The sequence below is a fragment of the Paenibacillus sp. NAIST15-1 genome, assembly GCF_001894745.1.
GTDB lineage: Bacteria > Bacillota > Bacilli > Paenibacillales > Paenibacillaceae > Paenibacillus_B > Paenibacillus_B suaedae.
The window spans coordinates 457,730-479,607 of record NZ_BBYF01000001.1 but is presented as its reverse complement, the minus strand read 5'-3'; the positions used below and the strand labels follow the sequence as shown (position 1 = coordinate 479,607).

The 21,878-nt window shown below is 48.3% G+C and carries 25 protein-coding genes; 20 read left to right on the top strand and 5 right to left on the bottom strand.

The window, feature by feature from the left end:
- Window positions 1-217: 217 nt before the first annotated feature.
- Both PBN151_RS02135 and PBN151_RS02130 read right to left on the bottom strand, forming a co-directional pair.
- Window positions 218-1,402 carry an MFS transporter gene (locus PBN151_RS02135; RefSeq protein ID WP_072727754.1) on the bottom strand — a complete coding sequence of 395 codons (1,185 nt, stop codon included), beginning with the start codon at window positions 1,400-1,402 and terminating at the stop codon, window positions 218-220.
- Window positions 1,403-1,580: 178 nt separating this feature from the next.
- The gene (locus PBN151_RS02130; RefSeq protein WP_021259509.1) at window positions 1,581-2,045 is read right to left on the bottom strand and encodes an ArpU family phage packaging/lysis transcriptional regulator; all 465 of its coding nucleotides are present in this window, start codon (window positions 2,043-2,045) and stop codon (window positions 1,581-1,583) included.
- Window positions 2,046-2,400: 355 nt separating this feature from the next.
- On the opposite strand from PBN151_RS02130, the gene PBN151_RS02125 reads away from it, so the two are divergent.
- From PBN151_RS02125 to PBN151_RS02045, 18 genes are all read left to right on the top strand, one after another.
- The gene (locus PBN151_RS02125) at window positions 2,401-2,862 is read left to right on the top strand and encodes a hypothetical protein (protein ID WP_021254395.1); all 462 of its coding nucleotides are present in this window, start codon (window positions 2,401-2,403) and stop codon (window positions 2,860-2,862) included.
- A gap of 6 nt (window positions 2,863-2,868) precedes the next feature.
- Window positions 2,869-3,867 carry a DUF3383 family protein gene (locus PBN151_RS02120; protein WP_072727442.1) on the top strand — a complete coding sequence of 333 codons (999 nt, stop codon included), beginning with the start codon at window positions 2,869-2,871 and terminating at the stop codon, window positions 3,865-3,867.
- A 62-nt stretch (window positions 3,868-3,929) separates the two neighbouring features.
- Window positions 3,930-4,334: a phage structural protein gene (locus tag PBN151_RS02115; RefSeq protein WP_021254393.1), complete on the top strand. Its 405-nt coding sequence runs from the start codon at window positions 3,930-3,932 to the stop codon at window positions 4,332-4,334.
- 60 nt (window positions 4,335-4,394) lie between these two features.
- On the top strand, window positions 4,395-4,679 hold the full coding sequence (locus PBN151_RS02110) for a hypothetical protein (RefSeq protein WP_005542653.1): 285 nt from the start codon (window positions 4,395-4,397) through the stop codon (window positions 4,677-4,679).
- Window positions 4,621-4,839 (top strand): hypothetical protein, encoded by a 219-nt coding sequence (locus PBN151_RS30580; RefSeq protein WP_139070713.1) that lies wholly within the window; start codon window positions 4,621-4,623, stop codon window positions 4,837-4,839. Before PBN151_RS02110 ends, PBN151_RS30580 begins: the two co-directional genes overlap by 59 nt.
- 4 nt (window positions 4,840-4,843) lie before the next feature.
- Window positions 4,844-6,730, top strand: a complete 1,887-nt coding sequence (locus PBN151_RS02105; protein WP_072727441.1) for a hypothetical protein — start codon at window positions 4,844-4,846, stop codon at window positions 6,728-6,730.
- 70 nt (window positions 6,731-6,800) lie between these two features.
- Window positions 6,801-7,391, top strand: coding sequence for a LysM peptidoglycan-binding domain-containing protein (locus PBN151_RS02100; RefSeq protein ID WP_227774300.1), 591 nt, complete (start codon window positions 6,801-6,803; stop codon window positions 7,389-7,391).
- 30 nt (window positions 7,392-7,421) lie between these two features.
- Window positions 7,422-7,742 (top strand): phage baseplate plug family protein, encoded by a 321-nt coding sequence (locus PBN151_RS02095; protein WP_072727440.1) that lies wholly within the window; start codon window positions 7,422-7,424, stop codon window positions 7,740-7,742.
- Window positions 7,726-8,523: a phage protein gene (locus PBN151_RS02090; RefSeq protein WP_072727439.1), complete on the top strand. Its 798-nt coding sequence runs from the start codon at window positions 7,726-7,728 to the stop codon at window positions 8,521-8,523. The genes PBN151_RS02095 and PBN151_RS02090 overlap by 17 nt, the downstream gene beginning before the upstream one ends.
- Window positions 8,524-8,623: 100 nt before the next feature.
- Window positions 8,624-8,896, top strand: coding sequence for a hypothetical protein (locus PBN151_RS02085; protein ID WP_072727438.1), 273 nt, complete (start codon window positions 8,624-8,626; stop codon window positions 8,894-8,896).
- Entirely contained in the window at window positions 8,893-9,261 is a 369-nt protein-coding gene (locus PBN151_RS02080) for a DUF2634 domain-containing protein (protein WP_072727437.1), read from the top strand. Before PBN151_RS02085 ends, PBN151_RS02080 begins: the two co-directional genes overlap by 4 nt.
- Window positions 9,233-10,417: a baseplate J/gp47 family protein gene (locus PBN151_RS02075; protein WP_072727436.1), complete on the top strand. Its 1,185-nt coding sequence runs from the start codon at window positions 9,233-9,235 to the stop codon at window positions 10,415-10,417. The genes PBN151_RS02080 and PBN151_RS02075 overlap by 29 nt, the downstream gene beginning before the upstream one ends.
- Window positions 10,410-11,048, top strand: a complete 639-nt coding sequence (locus tag PBN151_RS02070) for a hypothetical protein (RefSeq protein WP_072727435.1) — start codon at window positions 10,410-10,412, stop codon at window positions 11,046-11,048. The genes PBN151_RS02075 and PBN151_RS02070 overlap by 8 nt, the downstream gene beginning before the upstream one ends.
- Window positions 11,049-11,103: 55 nt before the next feature.
- Entirely contained in the window at window positions 11,104-12,345 is a 1,242-nt protein-coding gene (locus PBN151_RS30945) for a pyocin knob domain-containing protein (protein ID WP_072727434.1), read from the top strand.
- Between the two features lie 67 nt (window positions 12,346-12,412).
- Window positions 12,413-12,832 carry a phage holin family protein gene (locus PBN151_RS02060; RefSeq protein WP_072727433.1) on the top strand — a complete coding sequence of 140 codons (420 nt, stop codon included), beginning with the start codon at window positions 12,413-12,415 and terminating at the stop codon, window positions 12,830-12,832.
- Window positions 12,816-13,532: an N-acetylmuramoyl-L-alanine amidase gene (locus PBN151_RS02055; RefSeq protein WP_072727432.1), complete on the top strand. Its 717-nt coding sequence runs from the start codon at window positions 12,816-12,818 to the stop codon at window positions 13,530-13,532. Before PBN151_RS02060 ends, PBN151_RS02055 begins: the two co-directional genes overlap by 17 nt.
- Window positions 13,533-13,932: 400 nt before the next feature.
- Window positions 13,933-14,841 (top strand): cation diffusion facilitator family transporter, encoded by a 909-nt coding sequence (locus PBN151_RS02050; protein WP_083544806.1) that lies wholly within the window; start codon window positions 13,933-13,935, stop codon window positions 14,839-14,841.
- Window positions 14,842-15,262: 421 nt separating this feature from the next.
- The gene (locus tag PBN151_RS02045; RefSeq protein ID WP_072727431.1) at window positions 15,263-16,096 is read left to right on the top strand and encodes a C40 family peptidase; all 834 of its coding nucleotides are present in this window, start codon (window positions 15,263-15,265) and stop codon (window positions 16,094-16,096) included.
- 166 nt (window positions 16,097-16,262) lie between these two features.
- Here PBN151_RS02045 and PBN151_RS02040 read toward each other — a convergent pair whose 3' ends face one another.
- Window positions 16,263-16,637, bottom strand: a complete 375-nt coding sequence (locus PBN151_RS02040; protein ID WP_028531632.1) for a hypothetical protein — start codon at window positions 16,635-16,637, stop codon at window positions 16,263-16,265.
- Window positions 16,638-16,678: 41 nt separating this feature from the next.
- Window positions 16,679-17,788, bottom strand: coding sequence for an MGDG synthase family glycosyltransferase (locus tag PBN151_RS02035; protein WP_072727752.1), 1,110 nt, complete (start codon window positions 17,786-17,788; stop codon window positions 16,679-16,681).
- A gap of 196 nt (window positions 17,789-17,984) precedes the next feature.
- Between PBN151_RS02035 and PBN151_RS02030 the strand changes: the two genes are divergently transcribed.
- Complete coding sequence (locus tag PBN151_RS02030) at window positions 17,985-18,566, top strand: TetR/AcrR family transcriptional regulator (RefSeq protein WP_072727430.1); 582 nt, start codon at window positions 17,985-17,987, stop codon at window positions 18,564-18,566.
- 108 nt (window positions 18,567-18,674) lie between these two features.
- Here the strand turns inward: PBN151_RS02030 and PBN151_RS02025 are convergent, their stop codons facing one another.
- On the bottom strand, window positions 18,675-19,265 hold the full coding sequence (locus tag PBN151_RS02025; protein ID WP_072727429.1) for a lipoprotein BA_5634 family protein: 591 nt from the start codon (window positions 19,263-19,265) through the stop codon (window positions 18,675-18,677).
- A gap of 261 nt (window positions 19,266-19,526) precedes the next feature.
- Here PBN151_RS02025 and PBN151_RS02020 point away from each other — a divergent pair, with 261 nt between their 5' ends.
- A complete protein-coding gene (locus PBN151_RS02020; protein WP_072727428.1) occupies window positions 19,527-21,725 on the top strand; it encodes an Ig-like domain-containing protein in 2,199 nt (732 codons plus the stop codon).
- The last annotated feature ends 153 nt before the right edge of the window (window positions 21,726-21,878 follow it).

Genomic DNA, 21,878 nt, shown 5'->3' with positions numbered 1-21,878 from the left:
ATGTAACTGAAATCAAATTTCCTAAAATGAAAAATAAAAAACGACACTCTATACCAATTTTCGGAGTAGAGTGTCGTTTTTTGGGGTTAATATCCGCCTGCAATGAATATAAATTCGCATGCAATTAACCAAGTGATTCACCAAATTTGAACCCCATGGATTTACAATTCCAGAGCGTGGAATTTGTATCATATCAACTGCCTTCGGCTTGCTTCATTTATTCAGCTGCAGCGGCTGTATTGGCCTTAACTCGGGAAGAACGAGTCAGGGAGAACATGGCACTTCCCAGCGCCAGCAGGACGAACAGGCAGCCGACCCATGCATTATTGGCTACAGAGCTCTGTTCAATGACAAGTCCGCCAACGACAGAACCACTCGCAATACCAAGATGAAGCACCGATGAGTTCAGGCTGAGCTGGATGTCAGCTGTATCGGGAGCAGTCTGCATGAGATAGCTTTGCTGCGCCGGGGACAATGCCCAGCTAAGCGCACTCCAAATCACCATCGCAATCAAGAAGACGTAGAACGATACTTGTGCCGTCAGCGGCAGGACAAACATGATCACCGCGAAGCTTGATACAATCAACAAAATGGAGCGTTTTGTTCCCCATTTATCCGCCATCAAGCCGCCAAGCCCTCCGCCAGATACGGCTGCCAAACCGAACAAGAAGTACACAATGCTGGTCATGCCTGGACTGAGCTGGAACGTCTCCTGTAAATAAGGAGTCAGATATGCATAGAGGGTCAAATGCCCTGTCAGCATCAAGTACGAAATAAGATGACCGCTGACGAGCTTCGCATTCTTCAATGAAGCGAACTGTGCACGCAGGGTCGTAACCTCGGAAGGGGGAACCTTCAATAAGAAGGCATAAATCCCTAGGATTGCAATTGCAGTCAGTCCCACAACTAGCAGGAACGGCGCTCGCCATCCGTATGCATTTCCGATAACCATCCCAATAGGAACGCCTAAGACGAGTGATCCGCTGATGCCCATGTAGATGACGCCAATGGCGCGCCCTTTATATTCCGGCTGGACGAGCTTCGAGGCAATCGTGATGGACAAAACAATAAGCAGCGAACCGCTGGATGCAGACAAGGCTCTGGCTGCGAGCAATGTTGCATAATTCGAGCTGAAAGCCACGATAAGATTCGAGATTAGGAAGATGAACAAAAAGACAATATACAGTTTTTTGCGCTCAAATTTGGCTGTGAGATTCATTAATATTGGTGCCGATATCGCGAAGGCAATCGAGAAGATCGTAATCAGCTGCCCGGCTGCACTGACGGAAATGTTCAAGTCCGCGGCTATCTGATCGAGAATTCCCCCGATAATAAGCTCTACCGTGCCGACAACGAATGCGGCTACTGCCAAAATATATACACGAAAGTTCAAGAGAGACATTCCTTTCTGATTGAATAAAAAGTTACTACCATTATAGTAACCTAAATGCGAATGTGCAACAGAAAAGTATTCCTGCCTGTCAGATGTCGTATCCATTCACTCTAGCAAGATGCGAACAAGCCGACCTAAGATGATGGCATCCTGGTCGGCTTGTTTACGTTCAGTATATCTCTATGCATTATGATGTCTTGGTCGAACGAAAGGCGTACTGGAAGGCATTCAGCAGCTTGGCGAATGCGCGCTTGCGGATATGTCCGTAGGTTACGGCGCTGATCGGGGGATCGAATCGGAAATTATACACCTTCGTATCCGTCATACGAGCTTCCTTCATATATCGCTCGCGGATGAGCAGCTGCTCGTCCGGCTCCAATTCGTGCACGATGGACTCAATCAGCTCGCAAAACGCCAGACATTCGCTCGCTTTATCTGTATTATAGACCGCTACTGCGGCAGTCGGATCGCCGACCCGGTTCGTCGCGCCATTTTCTCTCGCTTCATAATTCGTTGTAATCCGCGCCTCGCGAACTGCGAACTTCATAACCTTGCACATTCTGTATTTGGCAAATACCTCATCAATTCGTGCTTTTGCTTGCTTCGCATCCATCGCTTCATGCTCTGGCATGTCCATGAATCCCATTACCATTAGGCAAGGCCTCCTTTGTTTCCATTCATACTCGAGGTTGTGTACTTCCTATTTATCTATTGGGTCCAGCATCGAAATGGAACACCGTGGGCAGGTATTCCCATTATACCACAAAAACAAGAACATTTGTTCCTATAAATAATTAAAAACAAATCAAAAAGAAACTATAAAACGAGTTTAAACCAAACAGGTGTTCGCCATTTTATACTATTAACGTGGACATCGTGAGCAGAAAGGAAGCTGCCTTCGCTATTTTAAAGCAAGCAGCATGACGCTCTATTAGGATGGCCGATTAGCAAATGAGCAGGATGCAAGATTAGCAATTTTCCCAGTAGATGAAGGGAGGTGATGTGGATTGATTGTATATCGCGACATTGTAGAACGATGGCTCGTGCCCATGGGGAAGGCATTGAACATGCCGGTTGTTCCCTTGGACGGCCTGAAGGCGGATCAGACCGAGCCGCTTATCGCGTACGACGTGGCTGAGCCCTACATCGATTGCTCGCCGCATCATGCGGAGTCACAGGGGATGATTGAGAAGGTTGTTGAGATGGAATGGCTTCTTCTCATTCGCTCCAAGGATCGCATGGATATGGTGGAACGCTGCCGGGATTTGCTCGGCTGGCAGTGGACGGAAGGATTGGAGTGCTTGACGACAATCCCAGCCGTGCAGGTGCATATGGGGCCAGCGCAGTGGAAGACGGAGCCGACTGCCGGACTAGGTCTCCGCATTAGGCTTCGGATGAAGGATCGCTTCGAGCGAAACTTTACATTCATCGAAAAAGTGGAATTACAACGAAACGAAAAGAAGGAGTGATTGTTCATGTCAATTCAAGACGTGCAAGTAACGATTGATTTACAAAAGCCTACAGGTCGGTTGTCCTTCGGAATGCCGCTTATTATCGGGAAAAAAGCCGGAGGCTCTGCCTATAAAGAATACGGGGATCTCAAGGCGGTCAAGGATGATTTCGCGGATACGACAGCGGAATACAAAATGGCGGAGGCGCTCTTTGGACAAGGCGACCGCTCGCCAGCTCGCATTGCGATTACAGCTTGCGATGAGAAGGAGGAACCGGCAGCTCGCCTTCGTTCTGTAGTCGATAACGGCTGGTACTACCTGCTCTCCTCTGATAATAGCGATGCTGTAGTTGAGGCGTTGGCGGCAGAGATTGAGAAGGAAGATTACCGTCTGTTCTTTACACGTACTGCTGATAAGACGAAGCTTCAAGCGCTGAAGTCCAAGGCTTATACGCGTACGGTCGTGTTCTATCACACGGATGCCGCGGTATATCCAGAAGCCGCGCTCGTAGGTTCGGTTGGTTCTGCGGAAGTGGGCTCTGTGACGTGGAAGTTCAAGAAGTGCACAGGCATCGACGCGATGAAGGTAACAGCTGGCGAATTGATGGAAATTCACGACAGCGGCGCAATTACGTACGTGAACAAGCAGGGCGAGGCTCGAACTTCGGAAGGCAAGACGCTGTCCGGTGAATATATCGATGTCATTATGGCGCGTGATTATGTGCGTGCCCGCATGGAAATGCAAATTCAGAATTTGCTCAATCAATCGAGCAAAATTCCGTACACCGATGCAGGGATTGTCCAAATCGAGAGTGCAGTGATTAACGTGCTGTTGGAATCTTCCCGTATGGGCATCATCGCGACAGCCGACAGCGGCGAGCCGTTGTTCGGTACGTCCTTCCTGTCTCGCAGTGAGGTAAATCCTAGCGATCGCGCGAACCGCGAATATCGCGGCGGCTCGTTCTGGTTCGAGATCGCGGGCGCGGTACATCAGGTGAAGGTGAACGGTGTTATCCGCTTCTAATGAATCACAATTGATTACGAACATCATACACAACATTTTCTATTAAAGGATGGTGCTTATCTATGAGTATCGGTATTTATGATGCAAAGCAAGTATCTGTAATTATTAACGAAGAACACATTACGGGATTTGGCGAGAATACTTTCGTCACTTGTGAAAAGGATGAGGAGCAGACGGTAACGCATGTTGGCGCGCGCGGCGAGGTAGCGATTGCCTATAAGAACAATCCGCTCGGCACGATTAAGCTGACGGTGATGTCAACGTCGCCGCAATTGCCGCTCTTATATCGATTAGGGAACGAGAAGAAATTATTCAAAATTATGGTAAAGTCCAATAACAAGCCAGGAGAAACAATTAGCGGTAATCAGGCTATCATCAAGAAGCTGCCGGCTGCTTCGTACGGCTCAGAGCTTGAGGATCGTGAATTTGAAATCCAAGTTCTCGATTATATGCATCAAACAGAATAGTGAAGTTAAAAATTTAGGAGCTAAATTTCAATAAAACGGATTCGGAAAGGGTGGCTACTTGTGAGTAAGCAAAAGACAGTAACGATTGAAACTGAGGAATATGTGCTGCAGCATCCGGGCGCGCGGGCGCTCATGCGATTGTATGACGCAGCATTGAAGGCAGACGGGGGATGGAAGCTGGAAGCGTCGATGGACTTTTTCCTCCAACATGTCATCGTGTCTCCACGCCTAAGCTGGGAGGGTCTTGAAGAGAAGACCGATCTGATGACGCCGCTCTGGCTGGAGTGTGCGCGCTTCTTGGGCATGGTCGATACACCCTTGGAATCCGAATCATCCGACGTATAAGCAATCCATCTCCCGCAATCCGCTCCGGCAATTGTTCTGGCGTGTCGTCCTGAACAGCCGGGGCGGCATTACGTATGCAGAAGCGAGCGGCATGAGCATTGAGGAATTATGCGAAGCCGCCGCCGCTGTGGAATGGATGTACGGGAAAGGAGGGGGTTAACCCAATGGATGATCGGATCTCCAAAAATATTCACCGCGAACTGCGCACCATGAACGGGAAGCTCGATGAGATGGGCGTCGTCTCCCGCATATTGACGGACAGCATTAAGGAACAGACCGCGGAGATGAAGCGGAATGCAAGACAGAAGACGCCGAAGATAGGAGGACTTACCTTTCCTACTGCTACGTCTGATAGCATTACGTTTTCCAAATTGAACACGATGTTCGTTTCCTTACAGAGGCAGGTAGCTTCACTCGGTGTTTCACCATTGATAACGATAGCAACAAATGGAAACTCATCATCTTCAAACAGGGTTGTGATTGAGAATACGAATGAGCTTGCTTCGTCTATTGCCCAGCAGTTACCCGCTTCGCTCTCGCAGAAGCCAGCTGTTGCTCTTGCTTTTGCTCTGTGTAATTGCAGTTCTGACAAGAAGGAGGAAAAACCCAAGACTTGGCTTGATTATATAGGCGATGCTTACAAATTATTTAAGGATGTAAATAGTGAGTTTACAAATCTTAGAGATTTTTCAGACAATATAAAGTTTGGCAAAGAAATGTACGAGAAAATTAAGAAGAAACGGGGCGGCTCCAAATCTGATGGGGAGTCTGAAAGTTCTAGCGGAGGAAAAGATGATCCGCAGAAAGATCTTGGAAAAGCTGCTAACGGTACTAAAAATGAAGGGGAAGCCAAAGACAAGGGCAATCCATCCAATAAGGGCAAAGAAAAAGAGAATACAGCTGATTCTTTGAAGTCTGCGGCAAGTGGCTCGAATAAGGATAAAAATTCTCCCCCTAATAATGCCAAGCCCAATGATAGCAAGAGTCCTCCAACGAATACGGGTACGGATGCAGACCAGAAATCCTCACCGAAACCTACCTCAAATGCCCGGCGGGATTTAGCGAATGCAGCTGCCGGATCGAATGGGGAAGGTCAAGCTCCTTCGCCAAAGGATACAAAGGTTGATAATACTAAACCAAGCCCAACGCCAAAAAATAGGCGAGGGGCAGGTATATTAGGGAGGGCGAAAAAACTCGGCAAATGGGGAGGTTTCTTAGCTGGGGGAGCTGGTCTTGCTATGGGTCTTTTTGGCGGCAAGAAGGATGAAGATGGAGGTGGGGAAAAGTCTGAGTCCACTGCGGATGATTCCTCGAACGTCGTTCAGGCAACAGCTGAAACGGTTCAATCTGTTCAATCAACAGTTGGGCCAATGGCGGATGCTGCTAAAGCGGCTTCGACCGCGTCAGATGTGAGTAAGGCTGCCTCTGCAACGAAGAAGGTCGGCTGGTTGGGCAAGTTGTTGAAGGGAGCTCGTACAGTCAGCAAGGCAACAAGGTTTCTGCGCTTTAATCCCGTTGGATTTCTAGGCGGATTAGCCGTAGATGCAGGCTTATGGGCAGCGGAGAAGTTCCTACTCCCGAATGACGAGGAGAACCCAGACAAGGAATCAGAAGAGGATGACAAGTCAAAATCAGCTGCAAAGATGATGGTGAGATCCTATATGGCTAAAAACCATGCGCTTGCAGCCTCGACGGGACAATCAAATATACAATCGTATTCCCCTAATGGTGAGGGCATGCAACCGATAGTTGAGGGTTCACCGACTGGAGCGATATCCTCAATTGCATCTATGCCTCAACATCAGACACCCAATATGCCTGGGCCTACTGCTAGTGGCAGCATGGAAGTCAGCACGAACAGCAATGTCACGATGAACCTGAACGTGAACGGCTATATTGACAACCGCATGATTGAAGAGATCAAGCGGATCGCCCGCGAGCAGTACGACGCCTCATTCCGAGCATTAGAGCGGGGCATTGCGGACAAACTGCCGAAGCCTAAGCCTATCCCAAGGCCTCAGGTGGCGGAAGGAGGAATGATGTCCCATTAATACGCGAAAAAGCAAATTAGGCGGCGTGGAACTGTTCGTCATTTCAGAGGAACCTGAGTATTCAGTGCAGGTGAGCAGTCACAATGTGGAAAAGGGCGGTACCATTACGGATCACATCCGGAAGGAAACAACAAGCTTAGTTCTGCAAGGATTGCTAATAGGCCCCCAGGCCTCCAATTATAAGCAGCGTTTGGTAAAGGCAATGAACGAGGGGAAGCTGCTCCAATACACAGGGCGCAATATGATGCTGAATTGTGTCATCACTAGCTTGCGAACCGCTCATAACAACTCGATTGCTAATGGCATGACTTTCACCATGTCATTGAAGCAGGTCAACATTGTCCAGCCAGCGTACAGCAAACTGCCACCGAAGAAGAAGGCAGCTGTGAAGCCGAAGAGTCGCTCAGGTAAGCGAAATACTTCCTATCGTCCGGTGCCGGAGACGCATACAGCGCGCCCTGGCCAGTCGCTAATGGATATCGCTAGGTACTTCGGGATTCCTGAAAGCATGATTCGGATAGCTAATAATGTCATTGAGCGTACCGCCAAGCCATTTGTAGAGGGAGCGAAACTTCTGCTTGGCCTTTCCAAAAAGAAAAAGAAAAAAACCATGCCCTCAGGTGGGGGCGGGGGTGGAAAACAATACATGCAGGATCGGTAAGGCAAGGAAGCTTCAGAAAGGAGGAGAAGGATGGCGATCATCGGGATCGACAAAGATCTTGTTCCTTACTCATTTGATATGGATTTGGGCGATCGAACCTATACGTTCGAAATACGCTACAACTTTACCCATGATTATTTTACCGTGGATTTATCGGAAGGGGATACTCCATTGGCGCTAGGCGTAAAGTTGGTATGGGGAATGCCGCTGTTCGTCAGCATGGAGACGCGGGAGTTCCCGCTTGAGCTCATCGTCCCGTATGGGGATAATCCGGAAGAACAGATTACGTGGGATACACTTGGACAGTCTGTTCACCTGCATTTGGGGGATGACGATGGAATACTTATTTAATCGCGGGTGCGAGATTTTGATTGGTGGTTATCGATTCAGCTACGGTGATCTGACAATGAATGTTCACGTAGATTTTGATGATAACAATGAACCGAATGAATCCACCGTAGAGCTGTACAATTTGTCCAAGCATACGCTGGCGAACATTCGCACGGGGATGCGAGTCATTGTCAATGCGGGTTACGGCAAGGATCTCGGCACTGTGCTTCAGGGCAACATTGTAGAGGTGCGAACGAAGCGGGAGCAGATGGATCGGGTGACGACGATTCAAGTGAAGGACGATTTGACAGTTTCCTTATATGAAATGGCACATACGTATCGGCCGGGCACGAAGGCTAGCGAAATTATTCATGATCTGTTAAGTCGGGCGCAAATTCCGCATGGAGCCGTGCAGCTCGGTTCTAATCATGCTTATATGAAGGGATTCGTTGCGAAAGGCGATCCAGTTGCGTCGATACGCCGGGCAGCTCGTGAATGCAATACGGAAGTATTTACGCGGCAAGGCAAGTTGTATTTCAAGCCTCTTGCAGGAGCAGGATTAGAGGTAACAGGAATCGTTCGCTTATCCGCTGACAGCGGGTTAATTGACAGTCCGCAATCGTATGAAGAGGACAAGGTTAAGGGTGTGCGTGTGACGTCCCTCTTGAATTATCGGCTGCATGCAGATGCACAGCTTCGGCTCGTTAGTGAGGATTTTGACGGTGTATATCGGGTGAAGCGGGGCAAACACACCATTTCAATGGATCAATTCGTGACGGAAGTGGATTTGGTTAAGATTTAACCTTTCATTGCATTTGCAAAAGGAATAACGGAGATTAGCGTGAGTGTGCCCAGAAATGAAATGCAATGATGATGCGATTAAGCGACAAGGAGGTGACGCTATGGGCGCGAATCGAGCGGTCAGTGCACTGGAAGCCTGGATGGATCATCGAATCTCGGGAACAGCAGGAGCGCAGCTGGGTACGATTGTGAGCATGGGATCGGGCACGGCTGATGTGGAGCTGGAAGGCGAGGCTGGACTTATTCGATATCAGCTTCCGATTTTAGAACAGGCACAAGACATCGTGATCGAAAGTGGGAGCCGTGTACTGGTTGTATTTACAGAGGCCAGCAAAGGTGGCGGCGTCATTGTCGGAAAGGTGGCTGAAGGATGAGGACGTGGGCGCTTCAAGACGGAGATCTTCAATTATCAGATGGACAAATTGCTTGGATCGATGGGCGTGAGGAATTAACGCAAGCGGTTCGCATTCGGTTGGGTACTCGCTTGGGCGAGTATTTTTTTGCGCCGGATATGGGCTTGGATCATGAGCGAATGGTTGGCAAGCAGGTAGATGAGGATACCATTCGCGAGGCGATTATGCGCTGCCTCATGGATGAACCGCGCATTCAATCGGTCGAGGATGTAGAAGTGACAAGAGACAAGCACTCGCGTACAGATCAAGTACGCCTAGTCATGACAAGCTCTGAAGGAGAGGAGGTTGAGCTTATCTATGCTGACGGCAGCGGGATTGAAGCGTAAAACCTATCACGAAATTTATGAAGAAATGGTTGAGGATTTAGGCAAGCAGCTCGGACAAGACATCAACACATCGGAGACATCTCCGCTAGGCATGATGATGCAGCTCTTTGCATGGCATTTGTCTGTGCTGTGGGAAGATGTCGAGCAGGTATACCACGAGTCATACATTCAATATGCAACAGGAGTGCAGCTTGATGCATTGGCGGTATTCTATGGGCTGCGCCGCAAGCTGGAGCAGGCGGCTTATGGGAATATCAAGCTGACAGGCGTTCCGAAGTTTATCGTTCCAGCAGGACTACAAGTGGGTACGAAATCAGGTGTGTGGTTCATGACGGTGGATGATTGCGTATTGGACGATTCGGGCAAGGGAGAAGTGGCTGTGGTGGCGACTGTACCAGGCATTATCGGTAACGTACCTGCTGATTCCATTACAGAAATACTTACTTCCGTGAAGGAAATTACGAGCATTACGAACCCAGCCAGTATGGCTGAGGGGCGTGAACGGGAAAATGACGTCGAGTTCCGCGACCGTTTGCGTACTGCGCGAGATGGCAGTCATGCGGCAACCGTGGACGCAATTGTATCTGCCCTGCTGCAAATTCCAGATGTAAAATCAGCGGCTGTACGAGTGAACGATACAATGCAGACGAACGAAGAAGGCATTCCAGCGAAGTCGATTCGTACGTACGTGTATGGGGGTCAGGATGAGCGGATCGCGCAGACCATTTTTGAGAAAAAAGCAGCGGGTATCGGCACAGACGGAACGAAAACTGTAAAAGTGCACGATGTCAGCGGTGGTGAGCATGATGTGCGCTTCAGCCGCATGAAGCTGCTCGATGCCCATATTGAGGCCGAAATCAAGGCAACTTCGTCATTTTCTTCTCGTGGGAAGGAGGACATCGTCACGGCGATTGCACAGTATATCGGCGGCGTTGGCGCGGATCAGCAGGATTACACAGGGCTTCCGCAGGGATCTCGTATCGTGTACAGTCGTCTGCTGGCGTCCATTCAGAATGTGGCTGGCGTCGAGGAAGTGCTCGAGCTGAAGGTGAAGCTCGGCGATGGCGAATTCGTCAGCGGCAACGTGAACATTCCGCTATATGAAGTGGCTCGTGTGGCACCTGAGCGGATAAAGGTGGCGGTGACCTATGTTTAAGCTGCCAGAGGTAATGGAGCTGCTGCCGGATGTCATCGCGAAAGAAGGCAGCTGCTTCGCTCAGCTTGTGAATGTATGGCTGAAGCAGATGAACGAGTTAAGCAGTACGATTCAGCGAATATCGGAATGGAAAAGCATTGAAAAGGCAGAAGGAGCAGCACTGGATGAAATCGGCGGCAATCTGGGACAAGCGCGTGGTCAAGCGACCGACGAGGTATATCGACTGCTCCTGCGCTCCAAGCTGGCCCGCATGAATTCAAGCGGCAGCTTGGATTCCGTCATTGAGGTGCTCGCTCTAGCTCTTCGAGCAGCACCGGATGAGTTCCGCATCGCCGAGCAGTACGACGACCCGATTCAACCGGAGCCCGCGGCGATTCAAGTTACCGAGGTGCCGTACGAGAAGCTGAATGGCGTTGGGCTAAGCCCTTCGCAATTCGTTTCTCTTGTCGAGAGCCTCGTCGCCGCTGGCGTCCGCGTGACACAGGTAGGCCTAACGGGCTCCTTCGAGCTGGCATCTGCCTACGATGAGCTAGAACAATCCGAGCACGGTCTTGCCGATGACGCCATGACCGTAGGCGGCACGCTGGGCGATCTTTATGTCCCGGGGAATGACTATGTGCTACCAGTGTAGAGTGATGGTTCGATAGAGTAGAAGGATTACGAATGATAAATGAGGTGACGATATTATGACGTTCGAAAAAGAGCTTCCAGAATGGAAGGAAAAAGGGGTCAAGCCCCCGCAAAGTAAACTGGACGAAGGCTGGAAAGTCCAAGACAAGCCTCCCGCTGCTTGGTTGAACTGGCAAATGAATAAGACATACGAAGCGTTGAAGGAAGTGCAGGAGAAGGCAGCGGAAAAGACAGATGTAACTAAGATACTGAAGGATGCAAAGGATTACACAGATCAAACAGTAGGGGGATTAGGTACACATGCGGGTGATGTTACAATGCATATCACTGCAGCCGAACGTAATGCATGGAATGCAAAGGAGACGCCAGAAGGTGCTCAAGCTAAGGCGAATCAGGCTGAGTCGAATGTAAAAGCATATACGGACAGCAGGCCTTGGCAAAAACATCAAGTTACCGAAGGGGTTAATGCTAAGGTTGTAACAGACTTGAATACAGATTTACCTACGGGGTGGTATATGGGGGCCGATATGGTTGGGGCACCAACTAATGAATGGCACTATGTTGAACATATTCGCCACAATGAACTTTGGTGCGTACAAAATGCATATTGTTTTAATAGAAATAGCTATTATACGAGAGCTAAGAGAAACGGCTCATGGGGAGCTTGGTCACTAGACCTTTTTCAATCTGGCGTTGACGCGAAAAATAACATCGCGGGTGCCCTCAACGCCAAGGGAGTACCGGCATCCGCAAATGATGATTTTGCAACGCTTGCAACTAAAATTGGACAGATTAAAACTGAGACTCCACCGATCATACAACCTATAGATTTTCAGCGTTCTAACTCTCGTACAGTACAAGAAGATTGGCAAGTAGATACTTGGCAAACCACAATAGCTACGGTGAATATGAAGTCTTTCCTGGCTTTTTCTGGGGGGTTACACGTCGAAAATGAACCAGATCTTAATGCTGACTACAATCAAGCGGGCGTTCGTATATTGTTTAAGGATCAACATGGAGTAGAGGAACAAATTATTAGTGCGGCCTATTCTAGGACACGACGGTACGAAAGTAATGATCACCCTATTATTATTGGAAGATCGTACAAGGCGACAGAATATATTTATAATGATCCTAATTCAGAATGGCCTAAGGGAAAGTGGCTAGATTTTAAAAGTACGTTTGACATAAATGGCCCTGTCTCAATTGTGGCTGAGTTTTCTTTTCGAAAGCCGTATAAGTACTCATATAGCGCTACATTAAAGGCGTCTGCAATCGGAACATTGGTGTATTATTAAGAGTTACTTTTCGATAATAGCTCTCATGTTTACATGAGGGCTATTTCAATTTGAGAGGGGGATTGACATGGAAAGATGGGACGTACTGCTAAAATCAAGCATTGCGGCCAGTGGAGGATTGACGGCACTGCTATTTGGCGGCTGGCCGATGCTGCTGCAAGTGCTGCTTATCATGACCGTGGCGGATTACGTCACTGGCATTATGGCTGCTGGAACTGAAGGAAAGCTGCGTAGCAGTGTAGGACTTATAGGCATTGCACGCAAGGTGTTTATTTTCGTAATCGTATCGATCGCGCATCAGGTGGATGTGGTGCTTGGAGGGCAGCATCTACTCAGAGATGCGACGGTCTTTTTTTATATGGCAAATGAACTGTTGTCGATTATTGAAAATGGCGGACGTCTAGGCGTACCGCTGCCGCCGGTTATTAAGCAGGCGGTGGAAGTGTTGAAGGGAAAAGGGGGAATTCATGATGAGCATCGACATTAAGCAGCGCCTGATTCCAGACGGAAGGGCGAATAAACCGAACCTTGCCATGAAGCCGATGTATCTTACCGTGCACAATACGGACAATACGGATGCGGGGGCGACAGCAGAAGCGCATTCGAGATATTTGTTGAACGGTAGTGGTGGGGCGAAAAAGAGCTGGCACTATACGGTGGATGATAAGAGTGTGTATCAGCATTTGCGAGATCATGAGCAGGGATGGCATGCTGGGGATGGGACAGGCCCTGGCAATGCGTTGTCCATTGGCATCGAAGTATGTATGTACGCAGGGCTCGACGAGCAGGCCGCATGGCGCAATGCTGCTGAACTGCTTGCCATCTTGTCTAGCAAGTATGGCATTGCACTGGAACGCATTATGCCGCACAAACATTGGAGCGGGAAGGCTTGTCCGTCCCGACTGCTGCCCCATTGGCAACAATTTATGGACATGGTGGTGCAGGCTAAGGAAGCGATGTCAGGCGACACTAGTGGTACGAAGCCGCCATCGCCCAATCCGACTACCGAACAGCAGCTGCGTGCCGAGCGAGTGAAGGTCATCTGGGAAGGTGCACCCGAAGGAAGTTCGCAAGGGTACTTGATCGACAATAAGGTTTATATCCCAGTGCGCGAGGCTGTGGAACGTAGTGGAATGAGCGTGCAATGGGAAGCGGTGAAGAGGCAAGTTGTCGTTCGGGCAAAATAGAAAGTAAAGTAGCCGATAATGGCTGTATAACCGATTCGTGGCCAAGCTCGATTCAATTTTCAGAATGGGGGATGCGAAACTTGTTGTGTTTGTGCAGCATACAGACACCGTACCCCTCAAAACTTTATCCCCTGTTCACGCTCTTCTCACAATCAAGAATATTTCCCCTCCTGACTGCACAATCTAACATAATGTGACATTGTTGCCGCCGAACAACTTTCCTTAGTGGACTCAACTTTTCTTGCCGGTTCCAACAGGTTGTTGCCGGTTCAATTGTTGTAAGAAGGGGCAACACTGTTTCTGTAGACCCACACGGGATCGGTGAGGTAAGATAGGATTCCGGGTTGGAACGGCATATTCCAAAATATGCCTGGTAATAAGGAGTCAGGGAGGGGTCAGCGTGAGCGCGGACATATATGCAGATATGAAACAAGGGGAAAAAGGAGCATGGATCAGCATTGCTGCCTATATCGCCCTATCCGCATTCAAGCTAGCTATCGGCTTATTCTACCAATCGAAGGCGCTGCAAGCAGATGGATGGAATAACTTGACCGATATCGTCGCATCGCTTGCTGTACTTGTCGGACTGCGAATTTCGCAGAAGCCGCCGGATCATGACCATCCTTACGGTCATTTGCGGGCGGAGACAATCGCTGCTCTAATTGCTTCCTTTATTATGGCGACAGTCGGGATTCAAGTGATCATATCCACGGTACAAGCATTGTTCCATGGCGAGTCGACAACCCCGAACCCGCTTACGGGTTGGGTAGCGCTTGGCTGTGCGATCGTGATGTACGCGGTGTACTCATATAATAAGCGGCTGGCAGAGCGCATTCGTAATCAGGCGCTTATGGCGGCAGCACAGGATAACCGGTCAGATGCATTTGTAAGTATTGGCGCAGCAGTTGGTATTTTCGGTGCTCAGCTCGGCATTAGCTGGCTCGATCCGCTTGCCGCCTTAACGGTAGGCTTCATTATATGCAAGACAGCATGGGATATTTTCCGAGAAGCAACTCATACATTGACGGACGGATTCGATGAAGCGCAGCTGGATCGCCTGCGCAAGACGGTAGAGAGTACAGAAGGCGTGCGCAAGATTAAGGAAGTGAAGGCGCGCCTGCATGGAAGTCTGGTTCTCGTTGATGTGGTCGTACAGGTTGATCCGAAGCTAAGCCTCATTGAAGGACATCATATTTGTGACGATATTGAGCAGCGTATGAAGCGCAAGCATAATATTACTCATGTACATGTGCATGTGGAGCCAATGGATACAGATACAAGCAAAACAATTCATCAGCAATTGGTGTAATGTATGATCATAGAACGCGACCAGCGTGCCCGCGAGTGACGGTATCATCCGTCCTCAGGGCACGTTTTTTTGTGTTTCTAGTAAAACGGACAGACGGAGCAGATCACATAAATAAGCTTCGAAAGAGTAGTAATAGAGATGGAAAAACTGATTGAATATGGTAAATAGCCCATTAATCTACCAATTATTAGGCACAAAGGCCTATAGAAAAAGTTACAACTTTGTCTTTTTTAAGAGGATAGGCCGATAGAAACCGACGAAGAAGACTCTATATAATTAGGCGTAGGGGAAATGGGATGTCATTACAGAAATAGAATAACCACTTAATTATAGAAACAATTGACATCTTGTTCATATGAACATCAACTCACATTCGGTTCACGATTACAGTAATGTAACAACAACTTAGAGGAGGATTTCTATGAAGAAGAAATTACTGTTAGGCATAATGATGTTCACAATGGCAGGGCAGATGATATTGCCGTCATTGCATGCGGCACCTGCAGCAACTAGCAATGTACAAGCTGCATCTGTAACGAGCTCCAACCAGAATCGCGGAGAGATTGTTCAGTCCGTCAATTTGAGAACGAAGCCGAGTACTTCATCCTCAATCATTCGATTGGTGAAGACAGGCGAATCCGTTACAATTTTGGACAAGCCCAACAGCAGTTGGTACAAAGTGAAGGATACCAAAGGCAACACGGGCTATGTAAGCTCACAGAGTAAATACATACGAGTAGGGAATGCATCTGGATCTAACTCTTCAGGAAGTTCAAATAATAAACCTACGACTTCTGCTCCATCAAGTAAGGCTGCGAAGATGGACAAAGTGGAGAAAGTAGCGAAGAAATACATGGGCACGCCATATGAATTTGGATCGGATCGGAATACAACTAAAACATTCGATTGCTCCGACTTTGTACGCCAAGTCTATAAGGAAGCATTAGGCATCGTACTGCCGACAGATTCCCGCAAGCAAGGTACTTATATTAAGGATAAAGGCGGCGTGAAGAAGAGTATCAGCCAACTGCAGCGTGGAGACTTGATGTTCTTCATGTCCTATAAGGGATCCAGTGCATCCAGTTATAAAAATGTGAATAAATCAAAAGAGCGAATTACACATGTCGGCATTTACTTGGGCAATGGCAAAATCATTCATACATATTCCAAAGCTTCAGGCGGCGTACGGATCGACACGGTGAGCAACACTAGCTGGGAACATCGTTTCCTGTATGGAGGAAGCGTAGTAAAATAGAAGCGTTCATCGAGCATACTGCATATGCACGCATCAAAAAGGGCTATCTATTCAACAGGGAAAGCTGTTGGTAGATAGCCCTTACTTGTTCGTAGGAAGAGGAATTCAAGCGTGCTGATGCATGTTCCGTCCCACATCCATTAAAATGGAACACGGCGGTTCCTAGTTATTGATATTTTGGAGGCCCTTGTTGTTCATCGATCTTCGGTCTTGTGCGATATTTCTTCGTCTTCGCCATGGCAACTGCAGCCCATGAGCTAAGCAAGCTTATTGGAAGCAGTAGAGCAGTAGTTGTGTAGCGTACAATATTATCCTGATAGAGAACATAGGCAATGACAAGCACCATGAGTGGGGCGTAATCGACATACCGCACCATCCGATGTCTGAGGCCTAAGCGGTTCTCAACGATACCGAAACAGAAGAAACCGGCAATAATGATGGCAGCGAATAGGAACGCTCCTGTAATCCAGCCGAGTGCTCTCATGAGAAGAGCAAGCGTGATAAGGGCGTATCCGACGAAGCCTACTCCAGTAAACAGCATGTTGCAATCAACTCCTTGGCTAAGATCCTAATCGTAGATGATTATTGCAGCAATTGCAACACGGTTCGGGCACAGGCCTCAGGATCCGTCATAGCAAGAGCGCCAAGCTGCCGCTTCTCGCGCAGCCGGTCATAGTGGTGCTGTAATTCGTTGAACCAACGTGCAATGGTATCCGAGGATTCAATCTTCTCACCCATACCATGCTCCATGAAATATTCACAGTTCTCTTCCTCTTGTCCAGGGATTGGATCATAGAAGAGCATAGGGATGCCCTTCATCATTCCTTCTGTACAAGTCATTCCCCCAGGCTTCGTTACCAGTAAATCGGAAGCATCCATCAGACGCGACACCTCTTGCGTGTAGCCGAATATATGTATGTTCGGATGCTGGAACAATGGATCCTGTTCCATCCGAGCGATTGCCTTCTGATTGCTGCCCATGCAGAACAGAAGCTGGACATGTTCGCGCCATGTCGTCATGTACTGGAGCAAATCCTCATTCAGCGACAATCCCCAGCCGCCGCCCATAATCATGACGGTCGGAAGCGGACGCAATCCAAGCTCCTGCTGCGCTTCCGATTGAGGACAGCGCTCCCAGAACTTCGGATGAACAGGAATGCCAGTGACAACAATGCGGCTATCATCAATCCCGCGTTCCAGGAGCTTGTTCCGTACTTCTGGTGCGGAGACGAGGTATTTTGTAACTTCTGGGTTCATCCACGTACCATGCGCATCGTAGTCCGTAATCAATGTATATAATGGAAGATAAAGACCAGAGCGCTTCAGGCGCGATACGATGATATTCGGAAATGGATGAGTGCACACAATCGCATCAGGACGCAATTGATCGAGCACATGAGAAGCTTGTGTGTAGAAAATGCGATGCAATGCGAGCTGTGTGACGCGGTTCAGCGATTTTTTATATTTTTTTCGATACAAGAGTCCAACCAGCTTCGGCTGTGAGCTTACCGTCTTCCGATAAGCAGCGAAGATTAGCGGCCCGACCGTCGGATTCAAGAACTTGCCCAGCTCGATGACGCGTGTTTGGACATCGGGCTCCAGCTGGCGCAGTCCGACTGATAGGGCATAGGCTGCTTGCGTATGGCCTGTACCGAATCCTTCAGATAGAAGGATGATTCTCTTTTTTCGCATGTTCTCACCCATATTCCATTATAACCTGAAAGTTGAAAGGAAGCATCAGCCAATTACGGCGAAACTGAGCGGTCATTTTCCTTGGTTTAGTTGAAATTCACAGGCAGGTATGATAAGGTTCAGGTAACGGCATATGACCATAATTTCTAATTGGTCATTCAGTCAAATGTGCGCCAGGAGAAAGGAGGCGGGGGATGTGACCGTAGACCGCCGAAAACAAATCGTGGAAGCGGCAGCGCAATCCTTTGCTCTGTTCGGGTACAAAGCGACGACGATGGATCAAGTAGCGAAGATTGCCAAGGTAGGCAAAGGAACGATTTATACGTTCTTTACGAACAAAGAGGAGCTGTTCGATGAGATTTTGCAGCAGCTCATCCACGAGATGAAAGAGATCGCGGATCGGGAAATCACAGAGGATAGACCGTTTATTGATAAGCTGTATCGTGTGTTGGATCGTGTGCTGGAATATAGAAGCCGCCATGAGCTGGCATTGAAGCTGTCCCAGGAGCTGCGCGACTTCGGGACGCCGATGGCGAAGGAAGCGCTGGCTAAGATGGAACAGGAACTGCTTGAGTACATAGAGCGAGAAGTGCGTGTGGCTATGGAGCGTGGAGAAGTGAAGCAAGGTGACCCGAAGGTCGTCAGCTTCGTCATGCTTCAATTGTACAAAGCGCTTACGACCGAATGGAACAAGCTGAATGCTCCGCTCGATAAGGAAGCGATTAAGGATTATTATCGCCTTCATTTTATGGAAGGGTTAATGATTCGCCAGCCATAAGGAAGTCAGGACGGATGTTGATATACAAAAGAGAAGCACCCTTCAAATAGGAACGCGTGGTCGAACCTGCAGAAGGGTGCTTTTGTGTGGAGACTATAATATAGTTATTTACTTTTTAATGACGACCATCTGAGCTTTCTCTAATTTTTTAGACAAGTCAACTAGTGCATTCTTCGGATCCTTCTTGAAATGAGCAACCGTTAAGCCAAGCTTGTCTGCGTTCAGCTTCTCCCAAGCTGCATCATCGAGCAGCACAATCGTTTGGGCAAATCCGCGTGACTCCCCAATTACAATATCGCCACCGTACTGACCAGCGAGCTTCACACCTTTCAGTTCTGTCACCGTTGTATCTGTCTTCGCGAAGATCACCGCATTGTCGCCTGTTACTTCAGGCAGCTTCGCAATCTCTTCTGTTGTGTCTTTGTCCTTCACTTGCTGAAGCAATCCTTTATTGAACAAGCCTTGAGCGGTTGATTTGCTGATCGCAATGACACGGCCATCCGCTTGCTTTGCATCATATTTCAATGCGAAATCATCTGTCTTCGACACATCATTCTTCGTGCTCTCCAATGCATCTTTAATTTGAGCATCCGTTCCATACATAATCAGTCCATTTGCCTTAGGGCCGAATAGGCTGCAGCCTGTCGCCATTACAAGTACAAGTATCATGGTAGCTACTATGCCAAGTTTCTTTTTCATTCGTCATCCACCTCAATTACCAGTATTGATTCTTACACCGTTAACGATACAGGAGGGATCATCTTGTTTCCATTGGTTTAGATGACAGCACTCTTTCAATCTCGTAAGAAAGTAGGACTATAGTATCAAAATAGCCGCCGCTCGCAAGAAGTTGCCTGCATAAGATAATAATTCCCCTCCTTTTTACCGTTATAGTAGATATGTACTTTTTTGTTCCATTGGAACTACTCACAGGAGCAAAACGGGAAGGGAGAAGATAAGGTGTACCCATCAAGGAAAAAATCGACATGGCTTAGCATAGCGCTCGTATGCACGTTGCTATTCGGTATGCTGCCAATCCAAGGTATCGTTCATGCAGAAGATTCGTTTACAGGTATTGCTTTTGAATCAGATGTGTCTCCAGTACACGTCACAGTTGAAGGTTCCTCTGTACAATTGAAGGTGCTTGGTACAATCAGCGGAAAGACAGATAAGAAAGATGTTACGAGCTTGGCTACGTGGACGTCCTCGAATCCGAGTGCTGTCAAAGTAGACGCTGGTTGGGTAAGCGGCGCTGGAAAAGGTACTTCGGAAATTACAGTGAAATATCAAGGATATACATTGAAGAAAACGGTTGTATCCGAATACTTGTATGACAAGATCGTTATTCGTACAGGAGATACGGATCAAGAGGTTGCCAATGAAGTGAAGGCGAATCTTGGAGACAAGCTTGCCTGGAAGGCATTCGCCTTGGACAAATCGACGAGTACGAACAATGACGTTACGGCTGAAGCCTCCTGGACTTCCTCCAATACAGATGTAGCGGATGTGAATAAAGGGGTCATTACACTGAAGTCCAAGGGTAAAACGGACATTACCATTAAGCATAAAGGATTAAGCACGAAGATCGAGCTGAAGGTTGAGCAGCCTTACGACAAATTGGAGCTGTCGCCAGAAAAGCTGGTTGAATTCGAATACGGTGCAGCTTCCAAGACCGTAACCGCCAAGGCGAAGACTGCTGACGGCAAGCTCGAAGATGTAACAGGTAAGGCAGATTGGACAACAAGCGATGCGAATATCGTCGAAGTGAAGAACGGAGAAGTCAAGCCTATCAACGTAGGTTCGGCAACGGTAACGGCGAACTATCTTGGGGCTTCGCAATCCATTACAGTGGTCGTACGTGCTTCTTACCAAGCGATGCGCATCACACCGGATCAGAAACAGCACATGATGCTGGGAGACGGGCCGCTGCAAGTGCAGACCTTCGTGCTCAATTCGGCTGATAATCAGCAGGATGTTAGTGATCTTGCAGAGTGGACATCAAGCAACCTGATGGCTGTAACGGTAGAACACGGCAAGGTCTACGCGAAGAGCGAAGGAACTGCAACGGTAACAGCTTCTTACAAAGGGCTGACGAAGTCGGTTGAGATTACGGTATACCCGACGATCGAGAAGTTGAAATGGACGGAAGAAGATAAGAATGCAAAACCTGGAGACGTTCGCAAGCAGGAGCTAATCTTGGAAGATGTGAAGCCTTTGCCTAAGATCAATGGGGTATCCTTGAGCGGCAATACGCTTGATGTATCGGAACTGGTGCAGTGGACATCTTCTAATGAAAGTGTTGTCTCCGTTAAAGATGGCAAGATGAAGGCAGCAGCACCGGGAACGACTTTCCTGACTGCGAGCATTCGCAATCAAACGCTTCCTTTGGAAGTAAATGTTCAGCGCAAGGCACTCGTATTGCAGGCGAACAATGCGGATATCAGTATCGTAACGGGTCGTGAGCAGCCATTGCCAGAAGTAAATGTTATTTATGCTGATGGTACAGAGGAAAATGTAACGACTCAAGTGAAATGGGAATCAAGTTCTCCGAACTTGCTCGTTCGCGAGGGGAACATGAAGGGCCTCATTGCAGGTCGTGCGACGTTGACAGGTACATTTGCCAATGTGAAAGTGACTGTGAAAGCAACGATCGAAGAAGAGATTGTGAAGTATGATATCGTTCCTTCTGAAATTCGTACGAACGTGAACAAGTCCCAATCGGTTAAGGTAACAGGAACCTACAAGAACGGAAAGACGATTGCGCTTGCTTCACGTATTAAGTGGACTATTGAAAATGAAAAGGTAGCGACGGTTCGCGGAGCTACTGTCAAGGGTGTGGCTATTGGCAGCACGAAGCTGGTCGGTGAGTATCAAGGAAGAAAACTGGAGGTTACAGTGCATGTGAAGCCTCGCTTGCTGAAGCTGGAAGCAAATCCGACAACTGTGAAGCTGGGCATCGGTCAGTCTGCATCGTGGAAGGTTCAGGCGATTTATGATACAGGTGAAGTTGTGGATGTGACGTCCTCCGTGACATTCGTTCCTTCCAATGTGAAGATTAAGGCGTCGCGTGGTTCGGTGCAAGGTGTATCTAAGGGCAGTGGGAGTTTGAAGTTGACATTGGACGGCAAGAGCACATCACTGCGTGTAACGGTGAAATAAGGGCAACCATTGAACCGGTTGAGTTTATTGAAATACAGAACAGGGACTGCGCGTGCAGTCCCTGTTTTGTTATTACAATTATGTGCTGCAAGGAAGAAGCTGGTGCAAGCAAGAGTTGGAGCGAACAGAGCTAGAGTAAACAGCCGAAATCAC